This window comes from Acinetobacter sp. YH12076 (assembly GCF_013419525.1).
GTDB lineage: Bacteria > Pseudomonadota > Gammaproteobacteria > Pseudomonadales > Moraxellaceae > Acinetobacter > Acinetobacter amyesii.
Map to the genome: position 1 here is coordinate 255075 of NZ_VOZY01000004.1, position 11589 is coordinate 266663.

Annotated in this window: 10 protein-coding genes; 2 read left to right on the forward strand and 8 right to left on the reverse strand. The window is 42.0% G+C overall.

The window, feature by feature from the left end; all coding sequences use genetic code 11:
* The first annotated feature begins 137 nt into the window (after nucleotides 1-137).
* A complete protein-coding gene (locus FTU22_RS05695) occupies nucleotides 138-2924 on the forward strand; it encodes a DUF2339 domain-containing protein (protein WP_180093446.1) in 2787 nt (928 codons plus the stop codon).
* A 121-nt stretch (nucleotides 2925-3045) separates the two neighbouring features.
* Here the strand turns inward: FTU22_RS05695 and FTU22_RS05700 are convergent, their stop codons facing one another.
* Both FTU22_RS05700 and FTU22_RS05705 read right to left on the reverse strand, forming a co-directional pair.
* Nucleotides 3046-3969, reverse strand: a complete 924-nt coding sequence (locus tag FTU22_RS05700; protein WP_180007243.1) for a mechanosensitive ion channel family protein — start codon at nucleotides 3967-3969, stop codon at nucleotides 3046-3048.
* 9 nt (nucleotides 3970-3978) lie between these two features.
* Complete coding sequence (locus tag FTU22_RS05705) at nucleotides 3979-4800, reverse strand: hypothetical protein (protein ID WP_111884712.1); 822 nt, start codon at nucleotides 4798-4800, stop codon at nucleotides 3979-3981.
* A 100-nt stretch (nucleotides 4801-4900) separates the two neighbouring features.
* Here FTU22_RS05705 and gspE point away from each other — a divergent pair, with 100 nt between their 5' ends.
* The gene (gene gspE, locus FTU22_RS05710; protein ID WP_180093448.1) at nucleotides 4901-6388 is read left to right on the forward strand and encodes a type II secretion system ATPase GspE; all 1488 of its coding nucleotides are present in this window, start codon (nucleotides 4901-4903) and stop codon (nucleotides 6386-6388) included.
* Between the two features lie 209 nt (nucleotides 6389-6597).
* On the opposite strand, the gene FTU22_RS05715 is transcribed toward gspE, so the two are convergent.
* The 6 genes from FTU22_RS05715 to FTU22_RS05740 form a co-directional block, all read right to left on the reverse strand.
* The gene (locus FTU22_RS05715; protein ID WP_180093416.1) at nucleotides 6598-7101 is read right to left on the reverse strand and encodes an Imm26 family immunity protein; all 504 of its coding nucleotides are present in this window, start codon (nucleotides 7099-7101) and stop codon (nucleotides 6598-6600) included.
* A 164-nt stretch (nucleotides 7102-7265) separates the two neighbouring features.
* Nucleotides 7266-7691 carry an organic hydroperoxide resistance protein gene (locus FTU22_RS05720; protein ID WP_180093418.1) on the reverse strand — a complete coding sequence of 142 codons (426 nt, stop codon included), beginning with the start codon at nucleotides 7689-7691 and terminating at the stop codon, nucleotides 7266-7268.
* A 95-nt stretch (nucleotides 7692-7786) separates the two neighbouring features.
* On the reverse strand, nucleotides 7787-8611 hold the full coding sequence (locus tag FTU22_RS05725; RefSeq protein ID WP_180093420.1) for a carbon-nitrogen hydrolase family protein: 825 nt from the start codon (nucleotides 8609-8611) through the stop codon (nucleotides 7787-7789).
* A 32-nt stretch (nucleotides 8612-8643) separates the two neighbouring features.
* Entirely contained in the window at nucleotides 8644-9162 is a 519-nt protein-coding gene (gene gigB / locus FTU22_RS05730; protein WP_078189558.1) for an anti-anti-sigma factor GigB, read from the reverse strand.
* Nucleotides 9163-9274: 112 nt separating this feature from the next.
* Nucleotides 9275-10243: an RsbU family protein phosphatase GigA gene (gigA, locus tag FTU22_RS05735; RefSeq protein WP_078192616.1), complete on the reverse strand. Its 969-nt coding sequence runs from the start codon at nucleotides 10241-10243 to the stop codon at nucleotides 9275-9277.
* A gap of 98 nt (nucleotides 10244-10341) precedes the next feature.
* The gene (locus FTU22_RS05740) at nucleotides 10342-11298 is read right to left on the reverse strand and encodes a VacJ family lipoprotein (RefSeq protein WP_180093422.1); all 957 of its coding nucleotides are present in this window, start codon (nucleotides 11296-11298) and stop codon (nucleotides 10342-10344) included.
* Nucleotides 11299-11589 lie beyond the last annotated feature (291 nt).

An 11589-nucleotide genomic window follows, 5' to 3' on the forward strand; every position in this document is an offset into this window, starting at 1 on the left:
TTTTATTGTACGTGATTTTTTGCCCGCACGCAGAGTCTAGATTGTATATGTAACTTACCGAATCACTGATGAATAGTTTTAATCCATCGGTCAGGCTCATGTATCATCAAAACATTCAGGAAAATGACGAAGCAGGTATGCTGAAACAGAATAATGAAATCAAGATGATTTGGTTGATGACGCTGATCATGGTGGGGATCGGGGCATGGTACTTAGATGTCCGTATCCTGAGTTATATCAGCGGCATTGGTTTTATGCTCAGTGTGATGAATTATGTCGATGATTTACAGCACGGCGCTGATGCACTGAGTTCATCAAAACAACCATTTCAAGTGACATCAAAGGTTCCGTTATATATTGCATCGTTATTAACGGTCGTTGGACTGTTAACAGAATTGGGTTATTTGGTTGCGATCGGGATTAGCCTGTGGGTCTATTTTTTTCTGCGTTGGCTGAAACGATTAGAACGTCAGCTGCATCTATTGCAAGGACAGGTGCTTCATTCGCAATCCAGCCAAACGGCTACTTCAATATCAGCGTCGACAATAGACCGTCCTGAAAATTTTGATTCTGACAATACACCATCTGTACATCCCGCGACGGCAGTTGGTACAGCTAGATATCAGGCATCATTCAATTCAATGCCTTCTAATACACCATCCAAGTCTGCGCCAAATCTATCTAGTCAAATTCAGCAATGGCTTTTCCAAGGCAATCCCGTGTTAAAAGTGGCGGTATTGGTCTTGGTGATTGGCGTGGTGCTATTACTCAGATTTGCCACAGAGCATTGGCAACTAAGCTTGGCCATGAAACTGCTGATCGTAAGCTTGATCAGTGCTGGTATTGTGGGATTGGGTTTTTTGCTGCAAACCAAAAACCGCAGTTTTGCCTTAGCGCTAGAAGGTCTAGGTCTTGCAGCGCTGTTTTTGACTTTATTTTTTGCCTATTACAATGCCGTCATTCCGGGCTTTGGCATAGCTTGTCTACTATATGCTGCACTTATGGCATTGACGATTTGGCTCAGTCTGAAACAGCAGTCGGTAGAACTGGCAATCATGGCAATGCTGATCGCCTATCTTGCGCCATTTACCTTGCCTGTTCGTGATGCAACTGCAACGGAATTTATTGCCTATTATCTTGTAATTAATCTGGCTGTTGCAGTCATGAGTACTTTAAGACCGTGGAAATATCTGAATCAAATCGCATTTTTGATGACGGTGATTATGGGTGGTGGATATGCTTTTTACCACGGATACACCACCGAACGTCAGATGATGAGCGTGTTGGTTTTAGCTCACGCTGCGATTTTTATTTGGCTCGGTTTTCGTTTTAGCCAGTTATTGGCGAAACAGGATCTTGCGCATTTTCAGCTTAAACCTGCCTTGGATATTGCACTGATATTTGCTTCGCCAGTGCTTGCTTATCTGGCATTGTATTTGATGTATTTTGAGGAAACCGTATGGCAGGCGGGGTATAGCTTGCTATTCGCAGCGCTTTTTGCCGCACTGTATAGCATCAGTAAACGTAGTGCTGTGATCCCACTGATTGCACAAAGTTATTTGAGTTTGACCTTAATTTTCTTGGCATTGATTCCACCGATAGTATTGAAAGAGCAGTGGAGTGTGGTCGGTTGGGCAGTTGAAGGTGCGTTGATATTTATATATGCCTTATACAAGCAGTCCAATATCAGCCGTTATTTAGGCATGGCGCTCTTGGTGATGGCGGGTTGTTCAAGTCTGTATTATTTGGTTCAACTGCCACATTTCCCTGCACAGATGTATTGGGGCGTATGTTTGAGCTATTTGGCGGCCATTATCGTGACGCACGCGGTTCCTGCATTTCATAAACAGCTTTCAAGTTCGAGTATTGCCTTTCAATGTGTGCAAATGCTCTCAGCAACTACTATGTTCACCATGTTGCTCTTAGATTGGCTGCAGAGTAGTCATCAATTGGCCTTGAGTTTATTGATTGTCAGTGTGGCCTATCTGTTGGTGAATGAAGGCTTGTTAAAACGAAAAGCTTCGTGGAGTTGGTTCATCATTAAGTGGACCGGTCTAGTGCCTGTTTATGTGATGGGGCTGTACCAAGTTATTTCAGTGAGTGAGAACGGTCAGTTACTTTGGCATTCAACGATGGAGCAGATGTATTTTGCATTCGCTGGGCTGAGCTTGGCGCTGCTTTGGCTACGACCATTACTCGGTGTACGTGAAGAAAAAGAATGGGTCAGTCTCGGAATTTTGAGCAGCTTGGCGTGGACCAGTCTGACGCTGATACCCAGTATGCCGTATATCAGTGTGGTAATTTTGCCGCTGATATTTTGTGCATGGTGTTATTGGCAAGCGCAGCAACCGGCCTGGAAAATGTTTTGGCAAGCGCGTAGCAGTTTGTTTTTGGCTTTAAGTTGGATCATCAGTTCGCAATTATTTAGTCAGCAGGCCTTTGTGGGATATATCTTGCCGATACTGAATCCTTTTGATGCAGTGAGTTTGCTGTTGTTAGCGGCTTTTTTATGGATGTTGAATCAACAGTTAAAAGCTGGTTTAGATCGTAGCTTGGCTGCCGTGTTGAGTGTCCTTGGGCTACTTTGGTTAAGTAGCTATGTCGTGCTTCGTGCCTTACATAGGTATCTGGATACGCCTTATAACAGTTTAGACATTTGGAGCGATGCGACCGTTCAACTGAGTTTTACTGTGCTGTGGGTGTTATTGGCTTTGGTGAGTATGCGCTTTGCCACTCAGCGCCAATTACGTTCAGTTTGGCTGCTCGGCGGCAGTATTTTGGTCTTGGTCACTTTGAAATTGGTTTTGCTGGATTTATCTCATGTCGGCACACTCATGCGAGTGATTTCATTTATGGCGGCAGGTTTTGCCATGCTTTTGATTGCCTATATTGCACCCATGCCGAATGACAAGATTGAACCATGATGAAATTCTTAAAGGTACGAGATCACTAAGCTATACAGGTCGATGGCTATAAAAGTACATGATAAAAAAACCCTGCACATTTGAAGATATGCAGGGCCTTTCATATCAAGTCGATAGACCATTATTTGAGTTGAGGCTCTCGTTGAATCTCTTGTGCATTGGCATATTGATCGACGTTAGCATCGCTTGCTTGTGTAGAAAGTGGGTGGTCAACAAAACCCATTTTCGGGACAGGGATTTCAATTTTATTTTCGACAAAGGCATTTCGAATCCGTTCTTGCATCTCATCGCGGACTTTTAGGAAATTCTCTCTTTGACACCAAATAGCAAAAAGCAATTCAATGGATGACTCTCGAAAGGCAGTGACGGTCACGGCAGGTTTAGGATCGGCCAAGACCAATGGATATTTACTGACGGCATCTAATAGAACTTCGCGAACTTTGATGATGTCTTCATGAAAGTTAATCGCAAGGGTAATTGGAATGCGCCGTATTGGAAACTTAGACAAGTTATGCACAGGTGCCCGAATCAGTTGTTCATTCGGCAAACGGACATAGACATTGTCCTGCGTGAGTAATTTGACCGACAGTAAATCAATCGAGATTACTTCACCTTCAATGGTATGCCCACGAATCAGTGTCAATTGAATGGTATCACCAACCTCAAAAGACCCTTCACCGATCAAGAACATCCCGCTGATCAGGTTGGATGCGGACGTTTGCGAGGCAAAACCCAGTGCGACCGTTAAAATACCCGCTGCACCCAAGAACACGCTGAGTTTAAAGCCGGCTTCTTTTAAACTTGCCATCACAAAGATTAAAAAGATGAAATAGAAAATCCCGCGACGCCAAACCAACTGCTGATGAGCATTGAAACGCATACCCACAGTACGAATAAAGGTATTCGAGATAAAACGTGCAATCAGAAAGCCGATGACTGCCAGTAAAACAGCCACCAATAATTCTGTCAGCCGATCGGTATTGAGATTGGCGACCATTCCTTTTAGGCTGCTGGTAATTTCTGTCGAAATATTTAAATCTGCCATGGCTCACCGTTAGAAAAATGAATCAAACATATTGAACAGCACATTGGCTGACTCGCGTGGCGGATGTAGATAAACCACGTCACCTGCTTGTGGCGGTGTACGGTTTTCAATTTTGACCCGCGGCGGTTTGTCATGACCTTCATGCACGACCCGAATTTGTGAAGTCCATAAACGTCCCGTACTTTCACTATAAAATAATGGCAAAGCCGGTACAGGGACATTCATACGGTCAAAACGAATCTGTTGATTACTCACGTTATGAAACTCAATAGGGGTTACTGCACGAAAAGCACGAGGTTTGAGTTGTTTAAGTTCTGTACGACCATCAACTGCTGTGGCATAGCAAATTTCACCCATTCGATGATTCGGACCAAACCAGGTATCTTTTGGTAGAATAACAGGTATGTCAAACAAGGGTTCTCTAAGACCTTCGACAAAACCAGCAATCCAAAGCGGTGTGCTGATATATAGCGTTCCGCGCTGTCCGGCTGGAATATAAATCGGATCGACCGGTTTAATCACCACAGACCGATCTGCCAAACGTGGCATGATTTGAATTTTGTCATGCGTCTGGCGGAACATATAGCGTTCCATTTTAATGGGTTGTGGAAAACCAAATTCAGGGTCTTGAATCGGATGCCATTGCTGCTCATAGTCAAACTGAAAGGTCGGGCGATGATATTCCATACGCCACTCTTGCATGCCGCGCGTCACACGAAACAATAAAGACCCAAACTGCCAACTGCGCGGGTGATTCAGTTCAAATTGATATTCCCCCCACCATTTACGTTTTGGGGATTCCTTTTCAGTCAAATCATTTTCTAATGGCAATGCGTATATCCCTTGTCCTGATAAATCCTAAAAACAGACTTCACGCTGTCAGATGCTTAGAGTACACTCAAAACAACTTTTTTCATCATTATAATGCGTGATGCAAGTACTTAAACAATTACAAATACCATATAGTTTTGCCAAACGTCATGGCGTATTGCTTCGATATGAGGGTGATCAAGCTTTTATTGTACGTCGTGACAGCACGCCACTGTTGGCTTTACAGGAAGCACGTCGCTATTTAGGACATCCTGCACAATATCAATTATGTAGTGAGCAAGAGTTTAATCAATTACTCAGTGCAAGCTTTGCCGGAGATACCGGTGAGTCGCAACAAGTGGCAGCGGGTCTGGAAGATCATCCTGATTTACTTAGCCTTGCGGACTCTGTGCCAGAAGCTGAAGATCTGATGGATCAGGAAGATGATGCACCCATTGTACGGTTAATCAATGCCTTATTGTCGGAAGCAATCCGTGTTGGTGCTTCAGATATTCATATCGAATCTTTTGAAAAAAAGCTGTCTGTCCGCTTACGTGTCGATGGTCAGTTACGTGAAATTGTGCAGCCACGTCGTGAACTTGCGCCATTGTTGGTGTCACGGATCAAAGTCATGGCCAAACTCGATATTGCGGAAAAGCGAATTCCGCAAGATGGTCGTATTTCACTGCGTTTGGCGGGCCGTGAAGTCGATGTTCGTGTATCAACCTTACCGTCTTCCTATGGTGAACGTGTGGTGATGCGTTTACTCGATAAACAAGCTGGGCGTTTAAACATGACCCATTTAGGCTTGATGCAGCATGACTATGATCGACTGAAACAACTGGTGCATCGTCCGCATGGCATTATTTTGGTCACTGGGCCGACCGGTTCGGGTAAAACCACAACCTTATATGCGGCATTGTCTGATTTAAATGATGGCTCAAAAAATATTTTGACCGCTGAAGATCCAATTGAATATCAACTGGAAGGGATCGGGCAGACGCAGGTCAATACCAAAGTGGATATGACCTTTGCTCGTGCATTAAAAGCCATGCTCCGCCAAGATCCAGATGTGGTGATGGTCGGGGAGATTCGTGATTTAGAAACTGCTGAAATTGCAGTACAAGCGTCATTAACAGGCCACTTGGTACTTTCAACGCTGCATACCAATACAGCGATTGGTGCCGTGACCCGTCTTAAAGACATGGGGATTGAACCCTTTCTACTTTCAAGCTCATTGATCGGTGTGGTGGCGCAGCGTTTGGTTCGAACCTTGTGCCGTCACTGTGCGACTTGGCATGATGCCGATGATTTTGAAAAAGGCTTATTTAGGCATCTCGATGCATCGGCTGAGTTAAAATTGCCACAACCTAAAGGCTGTGAACAATGCTCGCATACTGGATTTACAGGGCGTACAGCAATTTATGAAATCGTTCCAATTGATGAGCAAACACGTCGTCTGATTCATGGAAATGCTGCTGAGTTTGAGTTAGAAAATCATGTACGTGCAAATGCGGGTTCAATTCGTGATGATGGATTGCGTAAAGTTTTGGCAGGTAAAACCACGATAGAAGAGGTTTTACGTGTAACCAATGAAGCAGCAGAGTGATGAGAGAAATATTCATTTTTTTCATCACTAATAGCTGAGAGTGCTGTTTACTTTGCCTCATTAAAATCGTGGAACATTGATTAAGCAAAAAAAAGCCCAATCGGGATGTTAGGCTTTTTTTTTGCTTAAGTTGTATTAGCTCACATTTAACCTGACAATCTTAAGCAAATATCAGCTCAAGTTTGAGCCGGCACACTATGCAACAAAGCCTATTCAAATTCAGGATATACGAAATTATATTTTCCTGTTTTCAAGCGTTCCACTATTGCATAAGGATTTATAACTACACCTATTTCTGCCTTTTGGTTTTCGCCTATTAAACTTCCGACATCTATAAAATCCTTATTAATATGCCACACATACCAATTATTAGATATTCTGATTATTTCCTCACCTGGTCCTGCACCATAATCATTGGTATCTCTAAACAATATTTTAGTGATATCACCTACTTCGGCTGAATTACCAACTTTCTCCCATAGTTTCATTTTGATACCAGATTTAGTAACGCAATGTGAATAAAACTCTACTTCACCATTCACAATATCCGATATATTCGGCGTGATATCATGTGAATAAACTTTCTTAAATGCTCTGATAACATCACTATTTAATTGAGTTGAATCAAAGGCAATAAGTTGGAAGTATTTTTTTCTTCTATTATCTAATTTAACAGAAAACACATCGCCAATTTTTGTGATTACTCTAACCATTATTTAATCCTGTATTTTTTCCAATATTTTGTGGAAAAAATTTAATCATATCCCATTTAGCATACATCTCTTATGTGAAATTGGACTTAGCGTGCAATCATCAAAAAGGCTGATATGCAAATACATATCAGCCTTTTTATTTTTTGAACATTCAGCGATAAAAATTAAACAATCACATTCAGCGTCACATCAATATTGCCACGTGTCGCATTTGAATATGGGCAAACAATATGTGCAGCATCAACCAGTTTTTGCGCCTCACTTTGCTCTAGACCTTCCAAATGAATATTTAAAGTCACTTGAATGCCAAAACCTGTTGGAATAGGACCGATACCGACATCACCTTCCACATACACATCAGGTGTGATGTTTAAATGATCACGGTTAGCCACAAATTTCATTGCACCTAAAAAACAGGCTGAATAACCAGCGGCGAAGAGTTGTTCAGGATTCGTACCATTACCTGTACCCCCCATAATTTTCGGCACCGCCAATTGAACATCTAAATGACCATCGGACGTCGTTGCACGACCATCACGACCACCAGTGGCTTTTGCATGGGCTGTATAAACTGCTTTTTCTAAAGTCATTTTTCTAATCCCTCAGATGATGGTTCAAAATCATATCGTGGGGGATTTTGTTTAAATAATATTCAGTTTTTTTGTAATTTTATACAGAGTGAAAATCAATATTGAACCAAAACACGGTGCTGCATCAGTGGCATTGATGCGCGAATCTGTTGCTGCTCGTCTAAGTCAAAAGGAACTGTGAGTAGTTGAGCGCCTTCTTCTGCGGTGATTGCTAAAATTTGACCACGGCTGTTGCTTGCTCCAGCATGACCCCAAGTTTGACGCTTTTCACCATGCCAGCCTTGTTGTGCGGCACCTAATACAGCACATTGACTATCCATGGCACGAGCTTGCAGTAACAACTGCCAGTGCATTTCACCCGTGGTATAAGTAAAAGCTGCAGGCGCCGTTAAAATGTTTGCACCTTGGCTACGAAGTTTCAAAGCCAGTTCAGGAAAGCGCAAGTCGTAGCACACCATCAGGCCAATATTGCCAAAAGGTGTTGTTGCAACTACGGTTTCAGTACCAGGTTCAAAGAATTTTGATTCTTGATAGCCACCGACAGCGTCACCAACTTGCACATCAAATAAATGAATTTTGTCATAACGTGCTTCGGTACGTTCAGGGCTGATACACAGGCTAACAGTACGGACACGGCCATCTTGAATGATTGAGCCATCTGGACGATAAGGGCATGGGAGTGTGCCCGCAACAATCCAAAGTTGATAACGATGTGCGAGTTGTTCTAGTCGCTGCTGAATACTTTCAAATTGCGCCGCGGTTTCGCGTTGTTTACCTGCGGCAAAGCAGACAAAATTTTCGGGAAATACAATGAGACTCGCACCTTGAGCCTGACTTTGTTGCATCAATGATTCGATCACTTTGAAGTTATCTTCAATGTCATTTTGAGAATTCATTTGAGCAATGGAAAGTAAAGTCATGCGAAGAGGGTCTCTGCTGTGATTAACCTAAATTAGACATTTTGCTGCTTGGGTTGCTCTAGATTGTCCTGCTCTTTTTGCAGTTGTTTGACCAAAGGCTCAAACATATTTTGGTTGCTATCATTTAGTTTCATCAGCGTTTTGTGTGCATCTAAAACCGTATTCAGCATATTGCTATGGGTAATGTGTTCTTCCATAAGTGCGCGAGTGCATACACTTGGATCACCACAATAATTCAAAATAACAAACACTTGACCTAAACCCATGCTATTGGCAAGCGTTGTGATATCAGAGTTTGTAGACAACATTACCGCTTGGATATGGTGAACTTGTTTGAGCTTCAAACCCAGTTTCGCCAAAATGCCAAGAACAGTACTATCGATAAATGTCGTTTGGGTTAAATCAACGATTGCACCGACGACATTTTGTTGCTGTTCAATTTTGTTTAATAACTTGTCTAGACTAATACAAGATTGGGCACGCACTTCGCCAATAAGCTTAAAAATATGCGTTCCGTTCAAGCTTGCATATTCAACATGACCTGTTGACATATAAATGCCATTTGCAGAGAAGGATAGTAAATTATCCCATAGGGGCACAGCTTACTCAAGTAGCCGAGTATGATCAGAAAGTCGTATTCGGTTTAAGTAATTGATTTCGTGATTAATTGATTCGACGTAAACTTAGGATGGCAATATCGTCAGCAACATGGTCTGGTGCTTGAAATGATTGATTTTGCAAGTGATAAACCAATTGACCTAGCTGTTCATTCAATCCACCGTCAAAAGGTTCAAGTGCGCCATCCGAGCAAATTACAAAGCGCGAATAACGATTTAAGGTAAATTCAAACTCTTCCACTTCTAGGTCTTCAGTTAAGCCGAGTGGGAAGCTACTGGTGTTTAAAATTCTTGCGGGAAGACCAGGTTCAAATAAAATGGCCGGCGGATAATGCCCTGCACTAGACCATTTCAAGACATGCGTATCGAGATTGAGTATCCCCGCAATCATGGTAATGTGCTTTTCAATATTTTCTTGAACCAACATACCATTGAGTTTTTTGATCAACTCTCTTGGGGTTTTTGAACGACCGTGGAAAGCAGCCATCCATGAGGTTAGTAAACTACTCGTCACCCCATGACCAGATACATCTGCAAGATAAAACATGATTTCTTTATCGCTGATTTTCCAGTAATCGTACCAATCACCGGATAAATAGGCTGAAGGCTGGAAGAATGTTTCAATTTTATAGTTGTGGAGTTCAATCGGGTTGGGCAGTAAACGTTTTTGCAAATCTGCAGCAGAAGGGAGATCACGGCTGTCTTGATTGCGTTTGTATTGCGCATCAATTTTAGTGAGTGCCACCTGAAGGTTGGTTGGAATATGGTCCCACACCCATCCTGCTAAAGCGCCTTGTTGCCACGCTTGAGCCAATGCAGCGCCCTCATGCTCAAAAGCGAGCACAATGGTAGGAAGTGTCCATTGGTGATTTAAAAAGTCGGCAACATCAGCAATTGCAATGATTGTTGGATCATACAAGTCTAGATCTTCAATGTTAATCATTTGTACGCTAGGAAGCGCATCAAGTACCTGATCTAAATATGGAATATCACGAGTAGGTTGAATGAAATACATAAAGAATTAGATGAATCCTTCGATAGACAATAAGTGTACTATAGCAAGCTAATGATGGCTGGAGGGAAAAACCACACCAGCCAATTGAAAAATTTTATTTATTCAGTTGTTACCGTGTCGGTATCATCTGAACTGCTGTCATCAATGAAATCGGTAGAATCATCAGATGAAACGTCTACTGAATTATCTTCAGATTCATCAATATCGTCATCTTCTTCATCAATAAATAAGTTTTCTTCAGCAATACCTTTTTTCTCAGAAATTGAATAATTCAGGCGTTGTAAATAGATGTCGCGAATTTGAGCATATTTATCGCCTTGCAATACACCTTCAATATCCAGTAATTGAGCGCGAGTATCAATTCCACGTAAAGTTTGCTCAGACCAATACGCCACATCATGACCATCAAGCATATATTTCTGTGGACGTCCTTGACTATCTACAGCTAGACCGACGGTTTGGCGCAATGTGCTGGGACCAAGCACTGGTAAAACAATATAAGGACCAGAAGGAATACCGTAATAACCTAAAGTCGCGCCAAAGTTTTCATCTTCGGTTTCTAGACCTAGACGGCTTGCAGGGTCAGCAAAGCCTAAAGTTGTCAGTGTATTAACAGTAAAACGCCCCAGACTTTTTGCGGCACGTGTCGGTCGACCTTGGATGAGTTGGTTAAATGCATTCCAAGGTTCGCCCAAATTTTTACGGAATAAACGATAAGATTCACGAATATCCTTAGGAGTTTTTGCTACATATTGCACAGCAGCAGGGCGGGCAATATGGACGTCTAAATAATCATTAAATGCGTAAACTTTCCGGTTGATCGGTTGGAAAGGGTCTTTATCTTCTTCTGATTGTGCTGCATTGGCATTAACAGATAATTTTTTTGCAACTTCAGATGACTTAACCATCGCAGCATGCGCAAATTGTTGTGTTTTTGATTTATTGGCAGCTTCTGAGTCTTGAGCAATAGGTGCTGAAGCCTCGTCATTTGCAATTACAGGAGTTGTTACGACAAGTGACAATAATCCTGCATATAAAAAAGAAGTTTGGCGCATATATAGTCCTGACGCTTTTAGCGCGGCAAAATGTTTGCCGTATAATAAGTAAAAACGTTCAAATAATCCTGATTTATTACTATTAAACCAAATTTGATCAAAATATGAATAAAAAAATGTAATTTGAGTGAAAATTGTGCGCTCAAAATAATTATTTAAAAAAAGGTGTTGCGTTGGATCAGAAATGCTGTAGAATGCACATCCATCGGCGGTGATGAAGATTAAAACTTCTGATAAAACAATGACTTGGTTGAATTGATTAAGTTGGGTTTTAGAAAGGAAGTTTAAAAA

What these genes read in the sequence shown, in the direction of transcription:
- FTU22_RS05695 (WP_180093446.1), top strand. Translation starts at nt 138, where the DNA reads ATGCTGAAACAGAATAATGAAATCAAGATGATTTGGTTGATGACGCTG.
- FTU22_RS05700 (WP_180007243.1), bottom strand. Translation starts at nt 3,969, where the DNA reads ATGGCAGATTTAAATATTTCGACAGAAATTACCAGCAGCCTAAAAGGA.
- gspE (WP_180093448.1), top strand. Translation starts at nt 4,901, where the DNA reads ATGCAAGTACTTAAACAATTACAAATACCATATAGTTTTGCCAAACGT.
- FTU22_RS05715 (WP_180093416.1), bottom strand. Translation starts at nt 7,101, where the DNA reads ATGGTTAGAGTAATCACAAAAATTGGCGATGTGTTTTCTGTTAAATTA.
- FTU22_RS05720 (WP_180093418.1), bottom strand. Translation starts at nt 7,691, where the DNA reads ATGACTTTAGAAAAAGCAGTTTATACAGCCCATGCAAAAGCCACTGGT.
- FTU22_RS05725 (WP_180093420.1), bottom strand. Translation starts at nt 8,611, where the DNA reads ATGACTTTACTTTCCATTGCTCAAATGAATTCTCAAAATGACATTGAA.
- gigB (WP_078189558.1), bottom strand. Translation starts at nt 9,162, where the DNA reads ATGTCAACAGGTCATGTTGAATATGCAAGCTTGAACGGAACGCATATT.
- gigA (WP_078192616.1), bottom strand. Translation starts at nt 10,243, where the DNA reads ATGTATTTCATTCAACCTACTCGTGATATTCCATATTTAGATCAGGTA.
- FTU22_RS05740 (WP_180093422.1), bottom strand. Translation starts at nt 11,298, where the DNA reads ATGCGCCAAACTTCTTTTTTATATGCAGGATTATTGTCACTTGTCGTA.